The 24,899-nt window shown below is 69.4% G+C and carries 23 protein-coding genes and 5 pseudogenes; 12 read left to right on the top strand and 16 right to left on the bottom strand.

The features are described 5' to 3' along the window. Positions 1-216 precede the first annotated feature (216 nt). A pseudogene (locus tag ACFWBF_RS18165) lies at positions 217-2,094 on the bottom strand (DNRLRE domain-containing protein); the annotation flags it as partial. A 617-nt stretch (positions 2,095-2,711) separates the two neighbouring features. Continuing rightward, positions 2,712-3,080, bottom strand: coding sequence for a VOC family protein (locus ACFWBF_RS18160; protein WP_385602362.1), 369 nt, complete (start codon positions 3,078-3,080; stop codon positions 2,712-2,714). A 459-nt stretch (positions 3,081-3,539) separates the two neighbouring features. Here ACFWBF_RS18160 and ACFWBF_RS18155 point away from each other — a divergent pair, with 459 nt between their 5' ends. The 6 genes and pseudogenes from ACFWBF_RS18155 to ACFWBF_RS18130 all read left to right on the top strand — a co-directional run bounded on the left by ACFWBF_RS18155 (position 3,540) and on the right by ACFWBF_RS18130 (position 8,205). Next, positions 3,540-3,761 (top strand): hypothetical protein, encoded by a 222-nt coding sequence (locus tag ACFWBF_RS18155; RefSeq protein ID WP_385602359.1) that lies wholly within the window; start codon positions 3,540-3,542, stop codon positions 3,759-3,761. A 333-nt stretch (positions 3,762-4,094) separates the two neighbouring features. Continuing rightward, positions 4,095-4,412, top strand: a pseudogene (locus ACFWBF_RS18150) (transposase); the annotation flags it as partial. A gap of 234 nt (positions 4,413-4,646) precedes the next feature. Beyond that, a pseudogene (locus ACFWBF_RS18145) lies at positions 4,647-5,524 on the top strand (ABC transporter ATP-binding protein). Then, on the top strand, positions 5,521-6,366 hold the full coding sequence (locus ACFWBF_RS18140; RefSeq protein ID WP_385602356.1) for an ABC transporter permease: 846 nt from the start codon (positions 5,521-5,523) through the stop codon (positions 6,364-6,366). The pseudogene ACFWBF_RS18145 and the gene ACFWBF_RS18140 overlap by 4 nt, the downstream one beginning before the upstream one ends. Beyond that, positions 6,342-7,562, top strand: a complete 1,221-nt coding sequence (locus ACFWBF_RS18135; protein ID WP_385602353.1) for a sensor histidine kinase — start codon at positions 6,342-6,344, stop codon at positions 7,560-7,562. Before ACFWBF_RS18140 ends, ACFWBF_RS18135 begins: the two co-directional genes overlap by 25 nt. A 13-nt stretch (positions 7,563-7,575) precedes the next feature. Beyond that, on the top strand, positions 7,576-8,205 hold the full coding sequence (locus tag ACFWBF_RS18130) for a response regulator (protein WP_385602350.1): 630 nt from the start codon (positions 7,576-7,578) through the stop codon (positions 8,203-8,205). Positions 8,206-8,495: 290 nt separating this feature from the next. Here ACFWBF_RS18130 and ACFWBF_RS18125 read toward each other — a convergent pair whose 3' ends face one another. From ACFWBF_RS18125 to ACFWBF_RS18115, 3 genes are all read right to left on the bottom strand, one after another. After that, entirely contained in the window at positions 8,496-10,460 is a 1,965-nt protein-coding gene (locus ACFWBF_RS18125; protein ID WP_385602347.1) for a HelD family protein, read from the bottom strand. Between the two features lie 636 nt (positions 10,461-11,096). Next, positions 11,097-11,975 carry a GNAT family N-acetyltransferase gene (locus ACFWBF_RS18120; RefSeq protein ID WP_385602345.1) on the bottom strand — a complete coding sequence of 293 codons (879 nt, stop codon included), beginning with the start codon at positions 11,973-11,975 and terminating at the stop codon, positions 11,097-11,099. Positions 11,976-12,159: 184 nt separating this feature from the next. Beyond that, positions 12,160-12,663 carry a transposase gene (locus ACFWBF_RS18115; RefSeq protein WP_385602342.1) on the bottom strand — a complete coding sequence of 168 codons (504 nt, stop codon included), beginning with the start codon at positions 12,661-12,663 and terminating at the stop codon, positions 12,160-12,162. A gap of 277 nt (positions 12,664-12,940) precedes the next feature. On the opposite strand from ACFWBF_RS18115, the gene ACFWBF_RS18110 reads away from it, so the two are divergent. Further along, positions 12,941-13,291 carry a VOC family protein gene (locus ACFWBF_RS18110; protein WP_385602340.1) on the top strand — a complete coding sequence of 117 codons (351 nt, stop codon included), beginning with the start codon at positions 12,941-12,943 and terminating at the stop codon, positions 13,289-13,291. 382 nt (positions 13,292-13,673) lie between these two features. Here ACFWBF_RS18110 and ACFWBF_RS18105 read toward each other — a convergent pair whose 3' ends face one another. Then, positions 13,674-14,114, bottom strand: coding sequence for a VOC family protein (locus tag ACFWBF_RS18105; protein WP_385602337.1), 441 nt, complete (start codon positions 14,112-14,114; stop codon positions 13,674-13,676). Between the two features lie 239 nt (positions 14,115-14,353). After that, positions 14,354-15,772, bottom strand: a complete 1,419-nt coding sequence (locus ACFWBF_RS18100; RefSeq protein ID WP_385602334.1) for a cellulase family glycosylhydrolase — start codon at positions 15,770-15,772, stop codon at positions 14,354-14,356. 210 nt (positions 15,773-15,982) lie between these two features. Here ACFWBF_RS18100 and ACFWBF_RS18095 point away from each other — a divergent pair, with 210 nt between their 5' ends. Further along, positions 15,983-16,129: a hypothetical protein gene (locus ACFWBF_RS18095; protein WP_385602331.1), complete on the top strand. Its 147-nt coding sequence runs from the start codon at positions 15,983-15,985 to the stop codon at positions 16,127-16,129. Beyond that, positions 16,120-16,857: a VOC family protein gene (locus ACFWBF_RS18090; protein ID WP_385602328.1), complete on the top strand. Its 738-nt coding sequence runs from the start codon at positions 16,120-16,122 to the stop codon at positions 16,855-16,857. Before ACFWBF_RS18095 ends, ACFWBF_RS18090 begins: the two co-directional genes overlap by 10 nt. Here ACFWBF_RS18090 and ACFWBF_RS18085 read toward each other — a convergent pair. After that, positions 16,841-17,002: pseudogene (locus ACFWBF_RS18085) on the bottom strand (GNAT family N-acetyltransferase); the annotation flags it as partial. The gene ACFWBF_RS18090 and the pseudogene ACFWBF_RS18085 overlap by 17 nt on opposite strands. Continuing rightward, positions 16,983-17,382: pseudogene (locus ACFWBF_RS18080) on the bottom strand (recombinase family protein); the annotation flags it as partial. The pseudogenes ACFWBF_RS18085 and ACFWBF_RS18080, both read right to left, overlap by 20 nt. A 47-nt stretch (positions 17,383-17,429) precedes the next feature. Here ACFWBF_RS18080 and ACFWBF_RS18075 point away from each other — a divergent pair. From ACFWBF_RS18075 to ACFWBF_RS18065, 3 genes are all read left to right on the top strand, one after another. Beyond that, positions 17,430-17,969: an ArsR/SmtB family transcription factor gene (locus ACFWBF_RS18075; protein ID WP_385602325.1), complete on the top strand. Its 540-nt coding sequence runs from the start codon at positions 17,430-17,432 to the stop codon at positions 17,967-17,969. After that, positions 17,966-19,252, top strand: coding sequence for an MFS transporter (locus tag ACFWBF_RS18070; protein ID WP_385602322.1), 1,287 nt, complete (start codon positions 17,966-17,968; stop codon positions 19,250-19,252). Before ACFWBF_RS18075 ends, ACFWBF_RS18070 begins: the two co-directional genes overlap by 4 nt. A gap of 335 nt (positions 19,253-19,587) precedes the next feature. Then, positions 19,588-19,884 (top strand): hypothetical protein, encoded by a 297-nt coding sequence (locus tag ACFWBF_RS18065; RefSeq protein WP_385602319.1) that lies wholly within the window; start codon positions 19,588-19,590, stop codon positions 19,882-19,884. 168 nt (positions 19,885-20,052) lie between these two features. On the opposite strand, the gene ACFWBF_RS18060 is transcribed toward ACFWBF_RS18065, so the two are convergent. The 7 genes from ACFWBF_RS18060 to ACFWBF_RS18030 form a co-directional block, all read right to left on the bottom strand. Continuing rightward, entirely contained in the window at positions 20,053-20,487 is a 435-nt protein-coding gene (locus ACFWBF_RS18060; protein ID WP_385602316.1) for a VOC family protein, read from the bottom strand. A 21-nt stretch (positions 20,488-20,508) separates the two neighbouring features. Further along, complete coding sequence (locus ACFWBF_RS18055; RefSeq protein ID WP_385602312.1) at positions 20,509-20,679, bottom strand: GNAT family N-acetyltransferase; 171 nt, start codon at positions 20,677-20,679, stop codon at positions 20,509-20,511. Positions 20,680-20,756: 77 nt separating this feature from the next. Further along, positions 20,757-21,929, bottom strand: a complete 1,173-nt coding sequence (locus tag ACFWBF_RS18050) for a glycosyltransferase (protein ID WP_385602308.1) — start codon at positions 21,927-21,929, stop codon at positions 20,757-20,759. A gap of 84 nt (positions 21,930-22,013) precedes the next feature. After that, entirely contained in the window at positions 22,014-22,595 is a 582-nt protein-coding gene (locus tag ACFWBF_RS18045) for a Uma2 family endonuclease (protein ID WP_385602305.1), read from the bottom strand. A 405-nt stretch (positions 22,596-23,000) separates the two neighbouring features. Further along, a complete protein-coding gene (locus ACFWBF_RS18040; RefSeq protein WP_385602302.1) occupies positions 23,001-23,477 on the bottom strand; it encodes a hypothetical protein in 477 nt (158 codons plus the stop codon). A gap of 195 nt (positions 23,478-23,672) precedes the next feature. Continuing rightward, positions 23,673-24,338, bottom strand: coding sequence for a hypothetical protein (locus ACFWBF_RS18035; RefSeq protein WP_385602299.1), 666 nt, complete (start codon positions 24,336-24,338; stop codon positions 23,673-23,675). After that, entirely contained in the window at positions 24,335-24,898 is a 564-nt protein-coding gene (locus ACFWBF_RS18030) for a sigma-70 family RNA polymerase sigma factor (protein WP_385602296.1), read from the bottom strand. Before ACFWBF_RS18030 ends, ACFWBF_RS18035 begins: the two co-directional genes overlap by 4 nt. Position 24,899: the final 1 nt, after the last annotated feature.

Genomic DNA, 24,899 nt, shown 5'->3' with positions numbered 1-24,899 from the left:
GGACCAGCGGTAGACGGCGCCGTCCGTCAGTTTGCCCTCCGAGATCTGCAGGGCAGCCCGGCTGCCGCTCTCCACCCAGACGGGAGGCAGGGGCAGGTTGGGGATCGCATTTCCGGCCGCGTCCTTCAGCGAGAACTCGGCGCTCACCCGACCCTGTGCCGGGGTCGTGACGATCGCGGACAGGATGGGCGTCAGGGTCTGCTGGCCACCGGCCTGTATGTCGGTCGGGGCGTCGGGCAGCGGGCTGACAGTGAAGGTGGACCAGTTGGACCAGGCGGACCAGCCGGTGCTGTAGTTCGTCCCGTCGTAGGGAGAGGTGCGGAACCGATAGGTGTGCCCGTGCTGGAGCACGCCCGCCGGTACGACGACCGAGGCAGGGGTGCCGGCAGGCACGAACGGCGACACCAGAGTGTTCCCGACCTGAGCGTTCGTGGCCGCATCGAAGATCTGGAAGGTGCCGTCGACGCGGTCACCGTCCTGGTCGGCGAAAGTGTCGCGCAACGTCGGCGTCGTGGTGTCGACGCGCCAGGCAGGGGTCTTGTCCTGGATGAACGGAGGGCCGGCCTCCTGCTTGGTGCCGGTCTGCGGACGGTAGTTGTAGTTCACGGTCAGCTTGGGCGGATTGGCAGTGGCGTTAGCCGAGTTCACGCGCTTCCACTGCCCGACGACCGACTCCGAGGAAGCCCTCAGACCCATACTGGACAGGGCCGACTTCTGGGACGCCCACGTCTGCACGAGGGTGGTCACGTCGGTGTTGATCCAGCCATCCGGCGCCGCGCTGCAGCCGGGATTGCCACGGGTCTCGGTGGAGGTGGCGTACTTGGTGCCCATGGCCGGCTGGTTCGTCCAGCGCGACGCGGTGGTCGGGGTGTCGGCGCCCCAGACCTCCCACGGCTGCGCCGTGCAGTCGACGTTGCCGGAGTGGAAGTCCCACAGGCTCAGGCTCGCACTGGAGACCAGCGCATCCGCGATGGGGGCCGTGTTCCACGTAATGAAGGAACGCGCGGTGCGGAACGTGCCGTCCGCGTTCTTGGTGCCAGGGTTGCCGAAGTCGAGTTCGGTGTCGTTCGACCAGTCGACGGTCTCGCCCTGCTGGACGTACGTGTCGAAGACGCTCGCCAGGGCCGAGGTGGAGGGGTCGATGGTCACGGGGTACTTCGTGGCCGGGTCCGCGAGGAACTTCGCGTCGGGGGTGACGACCAGGTCGACCGTGCCCTTCCCCTGGACCACCTTCATGGCGACCGGCACCCTGCGAGTGTGCTCACCGGAGACCGGGTCGACCGTGGCGTCCCACATCACCGGCGCCGGCATGACCGCGGTCTTGCGGCTCTTGCGGTCGGTGAACTGCACGCTGCCGTCAACCTGCTGCTCCACCTTCAGAGCCTTGGCCGTCAGCGGCAGCGTGTACGCGTAGCCCTCGCTCGCCGGACGCTGCTTCAGCTCGACGAACTGCTCGAATCCGCCACGAGTCGCCTCGATCACGACATCGCCACCAGGCACAGCGTTCGTGTACTCGGCACGGGCTCCGTCGAGTTTTGGAGCCGGAAGGATGCCCTTCCACTTGAGCGTGATCTGCTGCTCGCCCTCGCCCAGGGTGACCAGATCAGTGGTATCGGAACCACCCGCCGCAGGAGCGGCCGCCGGCCCGGACCTCGCCGTACGCGCGGCGGTGCCCCCGCCGAGTTTCAGACCGTGCGGATGAGCCTTGGACGCCACGGAACCGTCCGCGCCTCGGCCCAGGGTCACATCGACGCTGCGCCAGCTGTGCGCCTGCTGGTCGTAGAAGCGGATCGGTCCGGCGGCAACTTCGGTGGTGAGCGTGCCGTTCGGGTTCACCCAGGTGGTGGCGGTCTCGGACCGCTCAGAGACGGCCTCGACGCGGTGCCCGGCGGTCCGTGCGGCCACGCGGGCGCGCGCGATATTGACCTCTTCGGTCACTCCGCCTGACGTGTTCGCGGAGCTCGGGGCGGATGTCGCAACTGCTTTGTCAGTACCCTGCAGCAGAGTGGCGGCGAAGACGAGTGCCGTCCCTCCCGCTATCCAATGCGAGGTCCGTCTTCCCCGGCGGAATGCCGTGGCCAAACGAGTAGCCATACTTCCTCGGTCTTTCCATGAGCATCAAGCGATCTTGATGCGAGGTCAGCAAAACTAGTGCGTGACCTGCACGGTTTGAACCTGAGATCAGACCAAGACGGACACAACCCGTACACAATTCCCTTCATCGTGACGCACTTCACACCGTGTACCGCCTCACCTCTCGCTTTCGTGAAGCGGGCTGCCAGACGGATGGTCAGGAGAACGCAAAGTGCCTCTGGTCAGTTCGCCCTCGGCCTACCGGCCTGCATGCCGATGCTCGCCCTGACCGACGCTCTGTACACACGGCGCAAGCCTGCGGTTGAACTGCATTGCCGTGGAGTCGAGTTCGTGCTCCGGGTAAAGGGAAACCAGCCGAAGTTGTTCCTCACTGGACGTTTTGGACTGGGCGGCCGCTCCGATCGGCCACGAGGAGACGGTGCGCGGCCGCGTCGCTGACCGGCTCTCCACAGTGAGCTCCACATCCGGACGGAGTCGCTCGCACAGAACTTCCACCGGATTCGTCGTCAGGCTCCGCTGGGAGAAAAAGAAGGCCCGCACCCGGCCGGCTCTCGCCCCGCCAGCCCTCATGCAGGCCGCCTGAACGACGAGAGCCCTCGCCCACCGGCGTCGGTCGCCTACTTGTACTCGGTCGGCTCCGCCAGTTCGAAGATGACGCCATTCGGATCGAACACGATGGCCACCTTCTGGCCCCAGGGCCTGACGAGCGGCTCCTTCGCGCTGGTCGCGCCCGCCTTGACAGCCTTGCGGTATGCCGCTTCCGCGTCATCGACCTCCAAGCCGATACGGAAGCCGCCTGCCGGGGCCGGAGAAGTGAAGTCTTCGATCTTGCTCCAGTGCTCGACCGCCAGCAGCACACCCGTCTCCAGGGAGCCCTCAGAGCCGTTACCCAGCACAGTGAACGTGCCATCGGGATCCGCGAAGGCTTCGCTGAGCCCGAACGCCTCCTTATAGAACTTCACCGCCGCGTTGACGTCGTCCACCATGATCGTCGTTCCTGCGTATCGCATGCGCCCATCCTTGCTCGGGGAATCCACGGCGACAGCCGGGGGCAATTCAACCCGAAAGCCTCCAAGAGCACTGGCCCGACACCTCGCCTCGAGGCAGACCCCGAGACCCGAAAACCACTACCTGTCATGGACGGCTCAGATGCCCGTACATAGGCCCCACAGGCCAGTTACCGTCGACCTCTGGCCGACAACAAGTCAAAACCACCACCCCCGCCCTGCGATCAGTGCGCTCGACACGGGGCATTTGTGGTGAAGCGCCGACGACGACACCCCAGCCCCAGCCCACCGCGCGATCGCCGGCCCCCGGCAGGGTGCCCGTCGTCGGCAAACGAGTGCACCGCAGGCAGTCGGCGCGGCCTTGGCCGAGTGACGGGGAAGCCATGGGCGGTGATATGCCGGGAGCATCTCGGCACACCGTGAGAGAGGAACCGCACGATGGAGCAGTCTGAGCTGGAGAGCAAGGTTCAGGAGCTGGAGACGGCTCTGGCCGTCCAGGAGGCGACCACGGCCGGGGCGCAGGCCACGCAGGCGGCGACGCAGGCGGGAATGACCTCGACGTTCACTGCGACGCACGCGGGCACGTGGTCCGTGATGGTCACCGGCAGCGTCTCGCTGCTGGTGGGGATCTTCCTCGGCATGGCCATCGCCAGGGACTGACGGCCGACCCCGCCCTACCGGGAGCCACCGTCTGGCTTTTCGCCGCCCTCTGCCCGGCCTCACGGCCGGTCGGGGGGCGGCTCGCTGCGAGGCGCCGTGGTCCGGGGAAGGAAGCGGAAACAGCAACGACAGGGGGAAGGGGACTCAGGTGAATGAAGCGAGGAACGAAGGCCCCTGCGAGCACCGCGACGAACCCGAGATCGCCGAACGGCTCACCGCCTTGATGGCACAGTTGCAGGGGCCGGCCGATTTCTAGACCGCCCCGAAGGCGACCGGGCCGGGGTCGAGCCTGTTCCCCTCGTCGGCAGCTCGCTGCTGGAGACGCGCATCCACGCCCCCGCGGTCCGGACCTTCACGCAGCTTCTGAAGCCTCAGCCCGAGAACGCCGACGCACTCGATCGCTGGATCACCCAGGTCCGCGCAGCCGACCTGCCACACCTGCACGCCTTCACCCGCGGCCTCGAGCGAGACCGCGACGCTGTGATCGCCGCGGTCACACTCCCCTGCAGCAACGGCCCCACCGAGGGAATCAACACCAAGACCAAGCGGCTCGCCCGCCAGATGCACGGACGAGCAGGCTTCACCCTGCTCCGCCACCGCGTTTTCAGCGGTGAGTCTCCAGAGGCAGGATGGCTCTGGCGATTGACGTGAGGTTGTTGGGGCTGGTCCGGGCCTTGCGGACGATTCGCCAGGTTTTGATCCGGGCGACAGCTCTTTCGATGGGCCGTCAAAATCGGCAGTAGGCACGGCTGGTGGAGATCAAGTCTGCACGCCCAAGCGCCAGCCCTTGTGTCGTACGCGGCGGTCGGCTGTCCATCGTTCGATGGACAGGAGGAGGTACGCATGGGGGGACCGGTGGACTTGCTTCAGACAGACGATTTGGCCATGACGCGAAACGCGGTGGAAGTGCGTGGGCTTCGCAAGCAGTACGGCGATGTCGCCGCGGTGGACGGACTGGACCTGACGATCCGGCCGGGCGAGGTCTTCGGCCTCCTCGGGCCCAACGGCGCCGGCAAGAGCACGACCGTGGAAATACTGCAGGGGCACCGGGAGCGGGACGGCGGCGAGGTGTCCGTCCTCGGCGCGGACCCCGCCACCGGCGGCCGGGCCTGGCGCTCGCGCGTCGGCATCGTCTGGCAGGACGAGTCGGCGCCAGCCGAACTGACCGTGCGGGAGACGGTCGAGCACTTCGCCCACTACTACCCGTCGCCCCGCGATCCGGCCGACGTCATCGCCCTCGTCGGCCTGGAGGCCGAGCAAGGCCATCGGGTGAAGAGTCTCTCCGGCGGCCAGCGGCGCCGCCTCGACGTCGCGCTCGGCGTCATCGGCGACCCGGAGCTGCTGCTCCTGGACGAGCCGACCACCGGCTTCGATCCGGCGGCCCGGCGCCAGTTCTGGGACCTGATCCGGCTGCTGTCCGACGCCGGTACCACCATTGTGCTCACCACCCACTACCTGGAGGAGGCCGAGGCGCTCGTCGACCGGCTCGCGGTCGTCGCCCGCGGCAAGGTCGTCGCTGAGGGCGAACCGGCCGACCTGCGTGCCCGTCTGGGGACCGGGCCACCGTCTCCTGGACCGACCGCGACGGCGGCCCGCGCAGCATCCGCACCGACACTCCCACCCGTACGGTCGCCGAACTGGCGGCCCGCTTCGACGGCGAGATCACGGATCTGAGGATCACCCGCCCCACCCTGGAGGACGTGTACCTGCGCCTCACGGGCCAGCTCGACCCCAACCCGACACGGCAGGAGGGATCCCGATGAGCACGGTGACCGGTACGAGCGGGCGCGGCGGCCGCCCCACATCCCTGCCCGGCGCCTGGTCGCTGGGCCTGAGGCGGGGCACGCTGGAGATCAGACAGTTCTCCCGCCAGCGCGACGCGGTGATCTTCACCTTTGCCTTCCCCATCGTCCTCCTCGCGCTCTTCGCCTCGATCTTCCGCGACGGCACGGAGAACGCCGGGGCCACCCCTTCGCAGATGTACGCGGCCGGCATGATCGCGGCCGGCGTCATGTCCACCAGCTTCCAGTCCCTCGGCATCTCGATCGCCGTCGAGCGCGACGAGAAGGTGCTGCGCCGGCTGCGCGGCACACCGATGCCGCCGACCGCGTACTTCCTCGGCAAGGTCTGGCTGGTGCTGGTCACCGGACTCGCCGAGACTGCGATCCTGCTGCTGGTCGGCTCCACCCTGTTCGACCTCGATCTGCCGGCGTCCGCCGCGAAGTGGCTGACTTTCACCTGGATCTTCACCCTCGGGCTGGCCGGCTGCGCCTTGCTCGGCATCGCCATCAGCAGCCTGCCCAAGTCCGGCAAGAGCGCCAGCTCGGTCGTGGTCCTGCCGTTCCTGATCCTTCAGTTCATCTCCGGGGTCTTCATCCCGGTCCACCAGATCCCGGACTGGCTGTTGAACATCGGCGCGCTGTTCCCGCTCAAGTGGATGTGCCAGGGGCTGCGCGGGGTGTTCCTGCCGGAGTCGGCAGCCGTTCTCGAACAGTCCGGCGGCTGGGAGTATGGAAAGGTCGCCCTGGTCCTGGGCGCCTGGGTTGTGGGGGGTCTGCTCCTGTGTCTGGTGTCTTTCAAGTGGAAGAACCGCCGCGATGGCTGAACGGTCCCGCCCGGTACCCCGGAGCGCGCGAGTCCCACGTCTGGGACCGCGCCTTCGGGCCGTGGGACTTCTACTTCGGGCTGGTGTGGGCCGTCACCGCGGTCTTCGTCCTGGGCGTCGGCTTTCCGCCGCTCGCCTACCGGCTGGCCGCCGTGACCCTGCTCGCGCTGCTCGTCCCGTGGTACGTGTGGGCCGGGCGCCCGCTGCTCCTGCTGGAACTCGGCCCCCGGTACGGACAGTCGGTGCGCTACCTGGCGGGGAACCTGGCACTGTTCGTGCCGGCCGCCGCCCTGGCTGGCGAGGCCCGCGTGATCACCTTTGCGCTCGCCCCGCCCTGCTTCATGCTGCTGCCACTGCGCCGGGCGGTGGCCGCTGTGGGGTTGGTGGCCCTGCTGCCCGTGGCCGGCTGGGCACTGCTGTGGCGGCCGCCCGGGAACGATGTGTTCGCGGGCGTCCTCGACTCCGTCGTCACCTTCGCCTTCTCCGCCTTCTTCGGTGCCTGGATCATCCGCATCATCGAGCAGAGCCACAACCGGGCTTCCCTGATCGCCGAACTCGACGCCAGCCGGGAGGAGGTGGCCAGGCTCTCCGCCGAACACGGCGCCCACACTGAGAGGGAACGCATGTCCCGGGAGATCCACGACACGCTCGCGCAGGGCTTCACCAGTCTCCTGATGCTGGTCCAGGCCGTGCAGTCGGAGCTGGACACCGACCCGGCGCAGGCTCGCCGCCACCTGGACCTGATGGCCGTCACCGCCCGGCAGAACCTGGCGGAGGCCCGCGCCCTGGTCAATGGCGGCGCACCTGCCGACCTCGACGCCGGCTCGCTGCCGGACGCCGTACGCCGCCTCGCGGCCCGGCACGACCCGCCGGCGGCCGTCTCGGTGACGGGAGACGTCCGCCCGCTGGCCCCGGCCCTGGAAGTCGTGGCCCTGCGCACCTGCCAGGAATCCCTCTCGAACGCGGCCCGGCACGCTGGCCCCGGCGCCCCCACCACCCTGGACCTGGCCTACACGGCCTCGGCCCTCACCGTGTCGGTACGGGACACGGGCCGCGGCTTCGACCCGGGGTCCGTACCGCTGGGCTACGGCCTGCGGGGCCTGCGGGCCCGGGCCCGGGAGGTGGGCGGCTCCGCGGCCGTCGACAGCGCGCCGGCCGCCGGCACCACGGTCACCGTCACCCTCCCGCTCGACTGAGGAGCCGTAAGACATGATCCGCATCCTGCTCGCCGACGACCACCCGGTGGTACGCGAAGGCCTGCGCGGCATGCTCAGCGCCGAACCGGACCTGGACGTGGTGGCGGAGGCGTCCAACGGCCCCCAGGCGGAGGCGCTCGCCGCGAACCTGGGCGCCGCCGGCCTGGACCTGATCCTGATGGACCTGCGGATGCCTGGCGGCGACGGCGTCGACTCGATCGCCCGCATCAGCGCAGCCGGACTACCGGTGCCGGTGGTGGTCCTGACCACCTACGAGGACGACCGGGACATCCTGCGCGCGGTAGAGGCGGGCGCGGCCGGCTACCTACTCAAGGACATGACCCGAGCCGAACTGGCCAGAGCCGTCCGCGCGGCCGTCCGCGGCGAGACGGTCCTCGCCCCGACGGTGGCAGGCCGCCTCGTCGACCGGCTGCGCACCCGCCCGCAACGGCCCCGCCTGTCGGAGCGTGAGGTGTCGGTCCTGCGCCTGGTGGCGGAGGGCGCGACGAACGCGGAGATCGGCCGCAGGCTGTTCGTGGCCGAGTCCACGGTCAAAACGCACCTGCTGCGGATCTTCGGCAAGCTGAAGGTCACGGACCGCACGGCGGCGGTGACCACGGCCATGCGCCACGGCCTGCTGTAAAAGCCGGCCCGACCGGCCCGCTCGGCCTCCCCGGCTCCCCGGCGTCCTCGCAGGGCCTCACTCACCGCAGCCGTACGGCCCAGGACTCACCCACACGGGTGGCACCGGCACAAGGCCACTGCCGTTTGCGGCTGGTGACATCGTTCTCTGGCCCAACGTCGTCGGCTTGGACCAGGCCGTGTGGTGCCGGTTGCGGCCACGAGCGGTGAGGCGGCGAGCAGCCCCGTGCGCGCGGGCCGGTGTCTGTACCGCGCCGGTGCGCCCGCGGCGGCGACGAGGGCGCCGAGTCGTCAGGCGGGCTGGACGGTGATGGTGCAGAGGCGCTTGGTGGCCCGGGTCAGGGCTACGTACAAGTCCCTTTCCCCACCGGGGCGGGCCGTGATGATTTCCTCGGGGTTCATGACGACGACCCCGTCGAATTCCAGGCCGCGTGTTTCGGACGCCGGCACGATGCGTGCGTGGTGAGCGATGCCCTGGGCCGTCAGCTCGCTCACCCTGGTGTCCGCGCAGATCACTCCCAGAAGCTCGCCCGGGTGCGCGGTGCTCTGGGCGCGGAGTTCCTGAACGACGGCGGTGACCAACCCGTCCGGAGGTGTGGTCACGGTGCGAGGGCTCTCACCGCTTCGCAGTGACCGTGTGGGCTTCTGGTCCGGAGCGATCCGCGTGAGCAGGTCCCGGACGCTCTCCAGGATCTCCTGCGTGGTGCGGTAGCTGACGGTCAGGTTGTGCAGTTTGAACCGCGGTCCGACGTGGGGGCTCAGTGCTTCCTTCCAGTCGCGTGCTGTCGCGACCGGGCCTGCCTGGGCGAAGTCACCCACCAGCGTCATCGCCTTTGCCGGGCAGCGGCGGACGATCATCCGCCACTGCATGGCGGTCAGTTCCTGCGCCTCGTCGACGACGACGTGCCCGTACGTCCGCTCGGGGGGGCCGTCGACCAGGCTCGCCGCCTCGTCCAGCAACGGCACATCGGCATCGGTCCACGGGTCGTCCGGACCGCGCAGCAGAAGGGACCGCTCCTGCGCGGTCAGGCGGGGCAGGCGCTCGGCGAGAGCGCCGGCGTTCGTCAGGAGCGCCTTCACGAGGTCACCGGGTACCAGCCGCGGCCACAACACCTCGACCGCTCGGTCGACGCCGGCGTCGTCGAGGAGATCGGCTCGGATGGCGTCCAGGTCCAGCTCGTGGACCGGACCCGAGTCGGCCGCACCTTCGGCACGGCGCTGGGCGGCTCCCGTGAACCGGTCGAGGTCCATGCCCGTCATCCTGGCGGCATCGGCGTCGATCTGCTCCAGGACGTCGCCCATGTCTCGTAGCATCGCGTCGGTGACGGCGTCGACCAAGAGCTCCCTGAACACCTGGCGCGCGGGGTTGTGTCCCGGTGCGGCTGCCACGGCGGCGTCGCGGGCCGTGGTGACTTCCTCGCCGGACAGGTGAACCAGTTCCTGTCCGACCCGCACGGTGAAGTCACCGGCGGGGGCTTGGTGGACGCGCAGCAGGCCGGCCAAGGCGTCGGCGAGGTCGGAGCTGCCCTTGAGACGCGCCGTATCGCACGGGTCCACCGTGTCCGTGGACAGTCCGGCCAGTTCCCGGCAGGTCGCCAGAACGACGTCGTTCTCTCCGAGCGAGGGAAGGACCTGGGAGATGTAGTCGAGGAACCGGGCGTTCGGGCCCACCACCAGGACACCCTCCTCCGCGGCGCGCGGGAACGCGTACAGGACATAGGCCGCCCGGTGCAGGGCGACCACCGTCTTGCCGGTGCCGGGGCCGCCCTGCACCACGGTCACCCCGCGGTGGGCGGAGCGGACGATCTCATCCTGCTCGGCCTGCAGCGTCGCGACGGCCGCGTGCATCCTGCCCGTACGCCGTGCCGACAGAGCCTCGGTCAACGGGCCGTCCCCCACGACGTCCTCGTCGGTCGGGGCGGTCCCGTCCAGCAGTTCGTCGCTCACCGAGATGACCGTGCGCTCCTCGAGGCGCAGGTGCCGGCGCCGCCGCAGGTCCATCGGGTGGACCGGTGTCGCCTCGTAGAAGGGCCGCGCCGCGTTCGCGCGCCAGTCCACGAGCAGAGGCAGGTCATCCTCCTCCGTGTGCAGTCCGATCCGCCCGATGCGCAGGGCCGTGCCATCCGTCCAGTCGATGCGCCCGAAGACCAGCCCCTTTTCGGCGCCCTCCAGCCGGCCGATTTCCTTGACCAGACGCTCGGCGGCGATTTCTCTCTCGTACGCCTCACCGGCGCTTTCCGCCGGGGTCTTCAGCACACTCGCTCGGTGTGCTCGCGCCTCGGAAAGTCGCTCGGTGAGCAACTCATACAAGGAGGACACATAATCCCGCTCCGATGCAACCGCACGCAAAGCGGGATCGTTCATTTTCGACAACAGGGGGCTCCTTCGATTCGAGCCACACCATACGGTCAAAGTTCCCTAAAGATAAGCCTTGACTTACTTGGTAAGCCATGGCCTTACGACTGAATCCATGACGGCTGACCGTATGGCGTGTCGTGTATTCCGCCGTTCCGTATATCGCTAATTGCGCTCCCGATGCCCGCCTGCCTTATGGCGAGCCCCCTTGCATGCCGACGGTGTTTTGCCGCCCTCGGGAAAAGGGGGAAGTTCCGGCGAGGCGACCGAGGAGACGAGCACAGAATGGGTTAAGCCCTCGACCGCCCACCACTGCCCGACCCGTGCCGACGGCTCCATCTCAGGGCCGCAGCACCACGCCGCCGTCGGGCGGGGCCGGCGTCCAATGAACCCGGGCTTTCCGGGGCCCGGCGGCGGCGCCGATCCCATCAGATTCGATGACGGCCGATGACAGGGTTTACTGACAGCTGGAGCCTGTTGTGAAATTGCCGACGGGCCGGACGAGGTGATACCCAGGTCCGGCCCGTCCGCTCGCCTCTACAGGTCGAGCTGGTACTGCAGTGTCGTGTGCGTGGGCACGTAACCGAGGCTGTCGCTGATGTGTCTCATGTGCGTGTTGCTGTCGGCGGTGTCGGTCAGGAGGCCGCCGAGGTCTGGATAGCGCCCGCGGGCTCGTCGGATCGACTCGGCCTTCATCCATCGGCCGAGGCCGTGTCCGCGGTGCTCGGGCAGGACGCCGGTGCCGTAGTGCTGGCCATCACCCGTGCCATTGCCGGGGACGACGAGTTCGGTGAATCCGGCGATCGAGTCGTCGCAGGTGTCGATGGCGACGACCGTGTGCAACTGATCGCCGCGCTCTTCGACGGCCTTCGCCGCAGCCCGGACCCGGTCCACGTCCCAGGCCACGGTGCCGTGGTCGGTGTCGTCCATGGGCATGTCGTCCATGGCCCGGCGTGAGGCGGCAAAGGTCTGGGCGAGGTCGTCGGGGACGGTTCCCTGCCAGGACGCCAGCCGGTAGCCGGGATGCGGACGCTCGATGACCTCGGCGAGGGCGATGGCGTCCACGTCGGCCAGTGGCAAGCGGGCGAACCTCAGGGTGAGCACCTTGCGGAAGCCGCGGGCCGGCAGGAAGTGGTCGCCGGGCGATCCGGCCTGGGCCTGCGCCATGACGCAGCGTCGGGCGTTGTCCCGGGCGGCGGCCACGGCCGTGTCGAGGAGCCGGGAGCCGACGCCCGTGCGGCGCTCCACGGGGTGGACGTGGAGGGTCAGTTCGGCCAGGTGCTCTTGTCCGCCGTCGAACAGGCGCAGAAAGGCCGTCCCGACGGGGATGGAGTCGGCGTCGGACGCCAGCCATGCAAGGCGTCGGCTGTGTGCCCCGTGAGCGGGGTCGGTCAGTGGGGTGATGCGGAGCGACAAGGTGTCTCCGTCGTGAGGAGGTGGCAAAGGTCAGTACGCGGGCTCAACTGCTGGGCACTCCTGCGCATGTGCTCCACACCTCCTCGTCGACAGCGCCGGTCCGGATCAACAACGGCTGGGAGAACATAGCTGGCCCATCGGCTCCTCGGCAAAGGGTTAACTGAAGGCTGGTGCGGCCGTGGTGTCACAACCACTCATTGATGGCCGCGACCAGCACGGTTGCTTCGTAGCGGACGGCGAGTTTGTCGTACCTCGTGGCTACGGCCCGGTGGCGATTGAGGCGATTGATCCCGCATTCGACCACGTGCCTCTCGCGGTAGTCGGCTTTGTCGAACGTCGGCGGCCGACCCCCGCGAGAGCCGCTTGCGTGGGCGCCCCAGACCCTGCTGTGGCACCGCGAGCGCCCGAGACCGTGGTCGTCCGGCTCGACCTCAACGCCGCCGGGCGGCTCCTTCTGAAGATCCTTCGCGTCCGCCTGGGCCTGCGGTTCGGTGAAGACTCGCTTCCACGTGCCGTCGCGCTGGCGGCGCCGGAACAGGTCGTAGACCCGATCCCACGGCCCGTACCGCTCGGGCACATCCCGCCACGGCGTCCCGGTCGGGGTCCGGGTTCGCCACCGTATGCCGGCGATCAACTGCCACGTCGGCCATATCGGCGGCCGGCCAGGCTTCTTGCCCTTCGGCAACAACGGCTCCCGCCTGGCTCACCCCGGCCGTCGACCAACGGACGCACCTCCGCCCACTGCTCGATCGCGTGGGGGCGCTGCGGTACGACGAACCTCAGTTCGAAACTGCTGACGGGTACGGGATACTCCATGCAGTCAAATGATCGCCCAACCATTTGGCGGGTCCGGCCCCGAGGACGCGCCTGGCCGACGGCACGTTCTCTGTACGTGGAAACAGGCACTGCGCGTGCCAGGATGCCGGGACACGACCGCCAGCACGTCGACGGGGCAGGAGCCGGCCATGATCAGCGGTGCACATGTCATCCTCTACAGCCAGAACGCGGAGGCGGACCGCGCCTTCCTCCGTGACGTCCTCGGCTTTCCCGGCGTCGACGCGGGCGGCGGCTGGCTCATCTTCAAGCTGCCCCCGGCCGAGATGGCCGTGCACCCGACCGACGGCCCGCCCCAGCACGAGTTCTTCCTGATGTGCGACGACCTTGACGCTCAGCTCGCCGAGCTCCGCGCGCAGGGCGTTGAGATCACCCGCCCGGTCAGCGAACAGCGCTGGGGCAAACTGACTGCGATCCGGCTCCCCAGTGGCGCCGAACTCCCGCTGTACGAACCCCTGCACCCCATCGCCCACAGCCTGTGACGCCACGGCACTCAGCTCATCGTGACGAATCTCAGGGTGCCGCGGAGCGTCGGTGAAGACGCCACTACTGGGAGGCAGTCCGCATCGGAATCGAGTTCGTAGCTGCTGAACCTTCTGGTGCAGCCGGCCCCAGACTCCGGCGTGCGACCAGATGCCGCTGACCAGCACATAAATGAGCGCGGCGAAATCCGCCTCATCATCGATGTTCGCGACCGCGCCGCCCTGCCGGCGCACCCGCGCAGGGCGGCAGCCCCGCTCAACCGACCAACCGACCACGCCGATCCGTTTGCCGCGTAGCCGCTACGGCGGCCTGCACCGCCACCTATCGCGGATGCGTCATAGCGGTGCTGACCGTCGACAGGCTCCGAGCGGCAGGCCCGCGTCAGCCAATCTGTTCGGCCAGGGCGACGATGATGCCTGCGGGGCCGCGGAGGTTGCAGAGCCGGAAGATGTTCTCGTACTGGGCCACCTCGCCGAGGAGTTCGGCGCCGTGGGCGTGCAGGCGGGCGATGGTGTCGTCGATGTCGTCGACGGCGAACATGACGCGATGCAGGCCCAGCGTGTTGGGCGGAGGGTTCCGCGGCTCGGCGTCGGATACCGCGGGGGTGTGGTATTTGGTCAGCTCCAGCTTGCTGTGGCCGTCCGGGGTCCGCATCATCGCGATCTCGCTCCGGACGCCGTCCAGTCCCACGGTGCGGTCCGCATAAAGGCCCTCGATCTGCGCCTTGCCCTCCAGCTCCATGCCGAGCTCGGTGAAGAAGGCGACAGCCGCGTCCAGATCGTCGACGACGATGGCGACGTTGTCCATCCGCTGAATAGTCATGTGTCCGAGCCTAACGACTCGATACGCGGTAGCGCGGGGACCGGCCGTGACATGACGACGGCCGCGCAGGTTGAGTGGATCGTGACGTCCCTCTCGGCCCGCGCGGCCTTGTCCCGGCCCGTGGGCGGCGCAGGGCGAGTCTGCGCTCCAGGAACGGAACGGCGCGGCCACGACCGTCAGCGGGCGGCCGGCGCCGGGCTCAATCGGCAGCTGGTCCGCCCCCGAGCGCGTCGGGTGGGCTACCTCGGGCTGATGGTGACCCTGTAGGTGGCTCCGGACCTGCCGTGGGTGCTCACGGTGACGGTCTGGCCGTGGTCGTCCCAGCTGGCCTTGCCGCCTTGGATGTCGACGCGGTAGCCGCCTGGGTAGGTGTCCCTGGGCACGGTGATCCGGGTCGGCCCCTCCGCGTTGTCGCGGGTGCGGAAGGTGAGCGTGTAGGTGCGTGTAGCCGGGTCGTACGCGAACGTGAGCGGGTCGCCCGCGACGGCCTGCGCGTACGGCTGGACGAGCAGCTGGGCGTTGGGCTTCGCGGCGCCCGCCTGGTCGAGGAAGCAGTAGCCGCCGCCCCGGCACCACTGCCACCACGTCCAGCCACTGGAGAAGCGGTCCAGCGAGGCCGTCATGTCGGTGACGAACTGGCTTGCGTGCGGAACGTAGGGGTTGCCGCCCCACTCCCCCACGATCACCGGCATGCGGTTACGGGTCGGGTAGTCGCTGATCGCGGCCTCGTAGGCGGGGATGAAGGTGCCGTTGGGGTCGTAGTCGGCGCCGGTTTCCATCGCGCTCTCGTAGAAGTGCGGCGCGTAGCCGGCATGCGGGTCGTCGATGTGGCCCATCTGGGTCGGGACGCCGACACCGACGATGACGGTGGGTTCGACGAATACCCACGACCTGTGGTCGACCAGGCGGATCGCCCGGGCAAGGCGGTTCCACAGCTCGGTGAGCTCGGTGGCCTCGAAGCGGGCCGCGGCGGCCGGGAGGTCTTCGCCTTCGAGGAACTTCGCGAACGGCTCATTCATCAGGTCGTAGCCGAGCAGCGCCGGGTGCCTGCCCAGGGCGGAGGCGACCGTCATCCACATGCGAGCGTGCGCGGCGCGGAAGTCGGCGTCCTTGTACAGGTGGTCAAAGGCGGTCTGGACGGACGGCTCGAAGTACTCGGAGAACCAGTCGTCGGGTATCTGCCAGAACGGTAACCCCTCGTCGCGGGTGGCCCAGTCGGGGATGCCGCGGGAGCCGAAGTGGGGGCCGTATACGTCCTGGTGGGCGTCGAGGATGACCTTGATGTGGTAGCGGTCGGCCCAGTCGAGGATGCGGCGCATCTTGGTGAGGTAGCCGCGGTCGTAGTGCCCGGGGGTGGGTTCGAGGTCGTCCCAGAAGAACGCGAGGCGCGCGAGGTTGAAGCCCCGGGCGGCCATGTCTTTGAGGTCGCTCTCGTGGATGTCGGCGAACGCGTTGGTGCCTCGGCTGTTCTTGTCGGCGAGGTTGAAGCCGCGCCACTGGAGCGCGCGGCCTTGGCCGTCGGCGATGAAGGTGCGGTCACCGACCGTGACCCGGTCGGGGGCGCGGTCGGTGTGGGCCTGGGCCTGCGCGGGGAGGGCGCCGAGCAGGAGGGCGGCCACGGCGAGGGCGGCGGGGGCGACGCGGAAGGTCAAGCGCATGCAGGAGACCCTTTCGGGGACGGCTGTTTGGGCGGGCGTGTTACTGGCCGGTCGGATGCTACTGACGGGTTCGTCAAGTTCACAGGGGTTCACGGGAGTTGGCGGAGTTTCCTTCTGCAAGGGCTTCCCCGGCGTCGCGTCATCGCCGGGCGTTTCCTCGGGCTCTTCGCGGCTCCCGGCCCCCGCCGACCCCAAGAAGATCGGACGGCTGTGGCGGGCATCGAAGCCACCTTCCACGGCCCGCCCGACACCCACCCCGACCAGCCCTGTGCCACAGGCGCGGAAACCTGGACCGCCCACCTCACACCGCACCCGGTGCAGATCCCCCTCGGCATAGGATCGGCGGCATGGCACTGAGACTCGTCCAGGTGAATTTCAAAGCTCGGGATGACCCGGCGCTGGGCCGGTTCTGGGCGGAGGCGCTCGGCTGGGGTGTCTCCAGCGAGGGACCTGGCGTGACCAACGTCGAGCCTGTGGGCTTCGTGTGGCCGGACCCCGCCGCCGTCTGCGTCGATGTCGTCACCGTCCCGGACCCCGAAACGGTGAAGTACCGCGTGCACATCGATCTCGCCACCACCTCTGCGGCCCATCAGACGGATTTGGTCGCGCGCCTGAAGGAGCTCGGAGCCACGCCCGCCGACGTGGGCCAGGGCGACGTCCCGTGGACGGTTCTGGCCGACCCGGAGGGCAACGTGTTCTGCGTACTGGAGCCTCGGGAGATCTACCGGGACACCGGGCCGATCGCCGCGATCGTGGTCGACTGCGCCGATCCGCGGGCCATGGCCCGGTTCTGGGGCGAGGCGATGGACTGGACCCTGCACGAGGTGACCGACGATCAGGCGGTGCTGCGCTCTGCCAAGGGCGTCGGCCCGTATCTGGAGTTCCTCCGCACGCCCGGCGTCACGACCGTGTGGAACCGCGTCCATCTCGACCTGCTGCCGTACCGCGGTGACGATCAAGCGGCGGAGGTGGCCCGGCTGCAGGCCCTCGGCGCGACGCTCGCCGATGTCGGCCAGGGCGACGTCTCGTGGATCGTCCTCGCCGATCCGGAGGGCAACGAGTTCTGCGTCATCGCTCCGGCCTGACGCTGGACCTCCCCGCCTGCGGGCTGCCGAGGGTCCGGTACAGCACGCACCGCCGCCGTGGGCCGTCGGGCACGCTCGGATCCTCGAAGTCGTCGGCCGGGTCCCGGGTCGTGCCGATCCGGCGCATCACTGCCTGGGAACGAATCGCTGGCGGCGCGGATGACTTCCTCGGTGGCGACGCTCGGGCGCCCGCCGACTCGGTCGCGCTCGCGAGCGGCGGCCAGGCCCTCGTTGGTGCCGATGCCGATGCCGATGAGTTCGCGGATGAACTCGGCGAACGCGGCGAAGACGTGGAAGACGAGCCGGCCGCCGGGGGTGGTGGTGTCCAGGTTCTCGTGCAGCGAGGTGAAGCTGATCCCCTCGGTCGCGTAGCTCGGCGACCGTGTTGATGAGGTCTTGAAGGCTGCGACCGTAGCGGTCGAGCGAGGGGACCACGAGTGTGTCGCCCGCGTCGAGCTGCCGCTCCAGCTTCTGCACGCTGGTCGGCCTCACGTGCTGGACAGCCGATTCCGGAAGCCGGAACAAAACAAAACCCCTTGCCCAATGGTCAAGAAGCGTTGACCATTGGGGGCATGCCTAGCGATGATCTTCCCGAGACGTTCCACGTCACCACTGACGAGCAGCTACGCGCCGTTTCCAACCTCACGCGCCACCGAATCATGGCCGTGCTCCGCTTCGAGCCCGCGACGATCACGCAGATCGCCGAGCGCGTGGGCCTTGCGAAGGGAAGTTCCAGCTACCACGTACGGCTGCTGGAGCGGGCCGGCCTGGTGAAGGTGGTACGAACGCGCAAGGTCCGGGGGGTCACCGAGCGGTACTACGCAATGGCCGCGCGGGCGATCGTGCTGCCGGATCCGGGCGAGGGAGGGCCGGACGTGCTGATGCGGCACGCGGTGGCGGACCTGGAGGCAGCGCCGGCGGATGGCGAGCGGCACGTACGGATGGCGCATCTGCGGCTCACCGAGGAGCAGTTCGCGGAGCTGGGGGCGCGGCTGCAGGCACTGGCGGACGAGTACCGGGAGCTGTCCGATCCGTCGCTGCCGGACGCGTCACTCGTCTTCGCACTGTTCCACCCGGCACCGCGCCAGCAGGCCGAAAGGAACGCCAAGTGACTTCAGACGTTCGGAAGCTGCCGCCCGGGTTCGGACGGCTGTGGACCGCGCAGACGGTGTCCTCGCTCGGTGACGGGGTGTCGCATGCCGCGCTGCCGCTGCTCGCGCTGACGTTGACGCGGGATCCGATGGCGCTCGCCGTCGTCACGGCCGCCGGAACGCTGCCGTGGCTGCTCTTCGGGGTGCTCGGCGGTGCACTGGTGGACCGCTGGGACCGCCGGCGCACGATGTGGGTCGCGGACGCGGTGCGTGCGGTGCTGCTGGCGATACCGGCGGCAGCGGCCGCGCTCGACGTGCTGAACATTGCACTGCTCGCGGCCGTCGCCTTCCTCCTCGGCCTCGGCGGACTCTTCTTCGACACGGCCGCCACGGCCTATCTGCCGGATCTGCTCGGCCGCGACCCCGCACTCCTGGAGCGCGCCAACTCCCGCCTGCGCAGCGCCCAGACCGCCGCGTCCGGCTTCGCGGGGCCGCCTGCGGGCAGTGCCCTGCTCGCGCTCGGGCGGGCGGTTCCGCTGCTCGCCGACGCGGTGTCGTTCGCACTCTCCGCACTGCTCGTACGGTCGCTTCCCGCCGCGCCCCGGCCCGTACCGCAGGCCCGCGAGTCGCTGCTTCGGCAGGCGCGGGCCGGCGCCTCGTACGTATTCCGGGATCGGTTGCTGCTCGGGCTCGCGCTCCGTCCGGCGGTCGGGAACGTCGCCTTCCTCGCCGTGGAGACCGTACTCGCCCTCTTCGCGCACGACCGTCTCGGCATCGGCACCTTCGGCTTCGGCCTGCTCCTCACGGCGGAGGCCGCCGGCGGTCTGCTCGGCGCGGGCATCGCCTCCTTCCTCGGCCGACGACTCGGCACCGGCACCGCGCTGACCTGCACGGCCGCAGTCGAGGGACTCGCCATCCTGGGCCTTGCCGCCGCCCCGAACCCGTACATCGCCGGCCTCGCGCTCGCCGTCTGCGGAGCGGGGATGGGCGCCACGATGGTGCTCGGCCCCTCCCTCCGACAGGCGATCGTCCCCGCCCACCTGATGGGCCGGGTCGCCTCCACCTCCCGCATGCTCGCCATGTGCGCCGCCCCGTTCGGCGCCTTCCTCGGCGGCTGGCTGGCCACCACCTACGACATACGCACCCCGCTCTACACCGCCGCCGGCCTCCTGCTCACCATGACCGCCATCACCGCGACCATGACGAGCAACCGCCGGGTCGAGGCGGCGCTGCGTGCCGCCGCCCCGGCCGATGATTCAGATCACCCGGAATCCCGGGATCCCGTTCAGGAGGGTGCCCTTTAGGGCTCGCTGCCCCTGCGGGCGATGCGGTGCTGTCGTGCAGGTTTGCCCCGGTCCAACCACCCTGGCCGTTGGCGCCGAGCCGTTGTCCATGACGGCGGGAGGCACCTCCCACCGCCGGAATGTCGTGCCGACGGTCTGGGCGAAATTGATGATGAGTGGCTGGCGCCCCGGGCACGGCCGACTCGCCGGAGCGGGGGTCTTCTGGGCTGTGACCCTCACACCGTCGGACGAGACCGCTGGACGACACGGCAGCTTCGGACATTTATGCCCGTATCTGGCATGGCCGCGTGTTAGGGATAGCGAGTAAAGATCCCCGAAACAGGAGGTACGCGACGATGCGCACAACTCTTCTCCGTGTGACGGCCGCGCTGGGTGCCGCGGCAGTGCTGGCTATTTGCGGCGCCGGTGCGGCCAGCGCCGACGGCGTGGGCAACTCAGGCATCGGTAACTCGGGCGTCGGCAACGCGGGCGCCTTCAACGACGGCATCGGCAACGCGGGCATCGCCAACTCGGGCGTCGGCAACGCGGGCGCCTTCAACGGCGGCATCGGCAACGCGGGCCTCGGCAACACGGGCATCGGCAGCCACGGCATCGGCAACTCAGGCATCGGCAGCTCCGGCATCGGCAACTGAGACGGGCTCACGGGCCCCGCACCACCGAGTCGCACGACGCGCCCGGCTGACGCCGGGCGCGTCCCCGCGGGCCGCCCGCTCCACCAGCGGCCCACCCGGGTGCATGGCGCCGAGCAGCATCGGCTTCACCTCGGTGCACGAGCACCTGGGTGCCCCGTTCGCGGCCACTCAGTCGAGGCAGAACTCGTTGCCCTCGATGTCCTGCATCAGGAGGCACGACTCGTTGTCGTCATCGGCGAGCAGCAGTCGCCCGCGCACCGCGCCGAGCGGGATCAGTCGTGCGCATTCGGCCTCGAGCGCGGCCAGGCGCTCTTCACCCACGAGCCCGGTGCCGACCCTCACGTCGAGATGCACCCGATTCTTGACGACCTTGCCTTCGGGAACGCGCTGGAAGTACATGCGCGGGCCCACACCTGAGGGATCCATACAGACGAACCCTGAACCCTGGCGCTCAGGCGGCAGCGAGCGATTGAAATCGTCCCAGGTGGCGAACCCCTCCGGTGGCGGCGGTACGACGTACCCCAACACCTCGCACCAGAATCGAGCGACGCGCTCAGGTTCGGCGCAGTCGAAGGTGACTTGGAACTTCTTGATCGACGTCATCGGCCCATCGTAAAAGCGGGGTCACCCGTCGTCGCCGCGGGCCCACTCGTCCCGGAGCATGGCGTACACCAGGTCGTCGCGCCATGCCCCCTTGAAGAACTCTGTTCCGATGAAACGGGCCTCCCGGCGCATGCCCAGTCGTTCGAGGAGTCCGACGGAAGCGGCGTTGTCCGCGTGGCAGCGGCCGATCACCCGGCGCAGCCCCAGTGCGTCGAGGGGGGACTGTACGCAGCCGCCGCACGCCTCCGACAGCCCCTGCGGGGGACGGGTCAGCGGGCCGCTGCGGACAGGAGCACGTCCACGAGCCTGTCCGCGGCGTCCGGCCTCCCGTACGACCGGGCCCGTTCCGCCATCGCCGTCCGTCGGGCGGGGTCGGTGAGGAGCGGGCCCACTGCGTTCTGCAAGGCCTCCTGTGTGATGTCGCCGAGCAGGGCGACCGCCGCTCCCGCGTCGGCCAGGTGCCGGGCGTTGTGCGCCTGCTCGTTCCCGGCCGAGGTGGCGAGCGGCACGAACACGGCGGGCTTGCCGAGCGCGGTCAGCTCGGCCAGCGTGCCCGCCCCGCTCCGGGATACGACGACATCGGCGAGTGCCAGGACGTCGGGGAGCTCCGGCCCCACGAACCCGGTGAGGTGATACCGCCGTGCGAGGGCCGGGTCCAGGCCCGCGGCGTGGCGCCCCAGCTCGTCGACGTTGGCCGGACCGCACTGGTGGATCACGTTCGCGTGGCTCAGCAGCCAGGGCAGCACATCCCGGACGACGCCGTTGATCTGCTGGGCTCCCTGCGCCCCGCCCGTGACGTAGACCGTCGGCAGCCGGCGGTCGAAGCCGTGCAAGGCCAGAGCCTCGACGGCTTTGTCCGGGTGGCCGGTCAACACCTCCGGCCGCACCGGGTTCCCGGTGACGACCGCACGCTCTCGTACCTCGGCGGGCAGCAGTGACAGCGAGGATTCCGAGGACACCGCGATCCGCGTCGCGGAACTCGCGAGCTTCCGGTTGGCCAGGCCCAGGCGGACCGTCTGCTCGTGCAGCACCAGCGGGCGCCGGCACAGCCGCGCGGCCAGCCCGGCCGGAACCGCGACGTACCCGCCGGTCGCGAGGACGACGTCCGGCTGGAAATCGGACACGATCGCCCGCGCCTGGGCGACGCCGAGGGGGACCCGGGCCATGTCCTTGACGTTCGCTGCCGAGAGCATCTTGAGCGGGTTCGCCGAGCGGCGGATCTTCCCCGTGGCCACCGTCTTGAACGCGATTCCCTCTGCGGGAGCGACACGCGCCTCAAGGCCGTCCGCGGTCCCGATCCACAGGACGTCCAGCGTGCTGCCCGCGGCCGCGAGTCGGCCCTGCAAGGTACGGATCGCCGTCAGGGCCGGGTACGTGTGACCGCCGGTCCCTCCGCCCGTCACGAGCAGCCGGAAGGACTGAGGGAGAGAGGAGATGTCCATCCGGGTAACCCTACTGGTTGCGGACGCTCCGCTCGAAGACGCTGGCGAAGACTGGCGGCCGCCTCGCCGTTGCGGCCCTGCGTCTCAGCCTCGCCGCTTGGGCTGGGTGAGCCCGGCCGGGTCGATCTCGAAGGGGAACGGCGCCTCGACCCGGGTGGTCACACCGGGGAGGGCGATGGTCTTCTCCGTGTACCGGCCGCCGGCGAGCTCGCTGACGATCAGGCGCGGCGCCGGGTCGAATTCGAGGCGCCAGTAGTGCTCGATGCCGGCCTCGGCGTAGAGCATCGGCTTGAACTTGCGGTCCATGGTCTTGTTGCCGGGCGAGACCAGCTCGACGATCAGCTGGACCGCTTCGGCGTCGATGCTGACGCCGTCCTCGGCGGTCGCGCCCGCGTCGGCGACGACGATGTCCGGCACGACCAGCCCGGACGGCAGGATCACGTTGATCGCCTCCAGCACCTCCACCGCGGCGCCGGCGGCCTGGGCCGCCGCGTCGAGCGCGACGTGGAGACGGAAGCTGGCCCGCTGGTGACGCAGGCCGGGAGCGGGGGACATCACGAGCGACTCACCAACAAGTTCGTAGCGGTGCGAACGGTCTTCTGCCAGAGCCAGGACCGCTTCGACGGTCCAGGGCCCGTGGTGCTGGGCAAGGCTGGCAATGCTCATGTCCCTTCACCTCCTCATCGCCTACCACCAGTGTGGACCACGCCGGCGTCTTCGGTCCCGTCCCCGCCATGGACCTGGTCCTCGCGCACACCTGCACGGCCCCTCGGACCACGTCAGGGGCCCCGAGCCGGCCGGCGTCCGCTCGCGCCATCCGGCAGATCTGCCCATGCCTGGTCTCCGCGGACGCGGCTCCGGCATGCTCGCCACAGAAGTGGCACAGCGACGTGTCGTGATGGGGAGGGCTCGTCGCTGACATCATCCGCCGGGGCGGCCGGCCGGGTCTCGTCGACCGGCAAGGCTGATCGACGAGCTGCCCGACGTGCCGGGCCCGGCCGCGCGCACCGCGCCGGCGCCCGGACGGACGTGCTGCCAGCCCCTACGTTCGGAGGAGGCGGCGGCGGCGGATCAGCCGCACCGGATCGGTCCGGTGTTGAGGCGGTAGGTGACTCCACCCCGCACCAGCGAGCCGCCCACGCTGATGCATTGCCCCGTCGAGTCGAACCAGGTGTACAGCGGCCCGGCGTAGTAGTGGTAGTTGGCCGGATGCTCCTGCGGCGGGTCGACGGAGTAGTCGCCGCTCTCGTCGAAGATCGCCAGGTTGATGTGCGAGGCGAGGCCGTCGTAGGGGCTGGACCAGAACTTCACGCAGTTCTGCCTGGTCGAACTGTTCCAATAGGTACGCGCGTAGCCGCCCCCGTTGCGCCCCGCCGGACTCTTGGCCCAGTACGTGATGCCGTCCCAGCTGCCGGTGCACTGCGCGGCCGCGGGGGCCGCGGCCGGCGCCGCCTGGGCGGTGGGGGAAACAATCAGACCGAGCAGCAGCGTCATGACGCCGACGCCCAACAGCTGTGGCTTGCGTAACCGCTTCATCAACCACTTCATCCGCATCTCCTGATGGTCAGATGCACGTCGACCCGGTTCCCGTTCGTCCAGGCCGTGCTCGGTACGCTCCGCCCCTCATGGACCCAATACCCGACGTTTCACGAAATCTCCACCGCCTCGGTACGGCGAAGCCACCGCAACCACCGGCATTCGGCCGGCTCTGCGCACGACGGGATCCCGATCTGGATCGGCGCGTCACGGCGCCAGCAAGCTGGGGTCCTTCGCCTTCTCGAAGAGCCAGCGAAGCTGGGCGTGCAGCGTGACCAGCTTCGCGTGGAAGCGGCTGAACCTGAGCGCGCGTGAGAAGCAGACATCCGCCCGCCCAGGCTCCACGAAGTCCCGATCGGGCTGCCTCCAGTACTCAGCCTCGTCCTTGAACACACGCTGCATGGGCTCGAACTCCCTCGTGAGCTCGAGCTCGGTGAGGTCACGCGCGGAGAGGCGATCCGACACCTCAAGCAACGCTTCCATCGTCAATTCGAGAAGGTCGTACGGCGTTGGCCGGGAGGGGTCCAAGTGCTCCGCGTACATTTCCTCTCGGAGATCGTCCGCAGCGTCGCACATCTCGCCAGCCAAATCGTCGATCATCCCCAGGGCTCCCTGGAGAGCGGGCCCGTCGAGGACTGCTTCGACCTCGAAGCTTTGCCAGTCGCTCCGATCCCCCGCGACCTCGCTCCCGGTGTTCTGAACAGTCACGTAGGGGCGAGCGACGCCGCCCTTGGCCGAGCCAAGGCGTTCCAGTCCACCCTCGACGTCGAGTACGGCGCGCACCGCGACCAGGAGGCTCGCCTGGTCGCGTGCAAGGAGGGCGTCGAGTGCCTCTTCCCCGCGGTCATCCCTATGGGGGGTGTAGTCGGTCATCGCTCCTCCTTGCCCTTCAGGCCCAGGATCTCCACCAGCCGGATCCGGGCGTGGCGGTAGTTCTGCCGGACGGTCGCGGGAGTCTTGCCGAGGTGCTGCGCGATCTCGGCGTAGCTGAATCCGTCCAGGACCCAGGCCATCGCCTCCCGCTGTGCGAAGGGGAGCTGGAGCAGGGCATCCGCCACCCTTTCCTGCTCGGCCGTCAGTTCCAAGAGCTGCAACGGGCAGGTCCCCCCGGGACGGTCCGGTACCGGATCCGTGGGACGGTCCATGCTGGTGGCCTGCCGGAGGTAACACCGGTAGGCCGTGGTTCGAAGGTATGCCTTCGGGTACGCCAAGGACCGCCATGTGTCGGGCAGGGTCGAGACGAAGGCCTCGTGCGCGGCGTCCGCCGCCTCGTACGCGCTGGCGCCCATGCGCATCAGGAAGACCGTGAGCGGGCCCATCTGCGAGCGGTAGAGCCCGTCGAAGTCGGCGAAGGGATCGGCCTGGGGCAGCACAACGGGCCGCCGCTCGCGCTGCGGCCCTCCGTGCCCGGCACGCGCCGGAAGTTCGGTCACG

This window comes from Streptomyces sp. NPDC060028, from assembly GCF_042736725.1.
GTDB lineage: Bacteria > Actinomycetota > Actinomycetes > Streptomycetales > Streptomycetaceae > Streptomyces.
The sequence above is the reverse complement of the archived record's forward strand: the minus strand, read 5'-3'. Positions and strand labels throughout refer to the sequence as shown.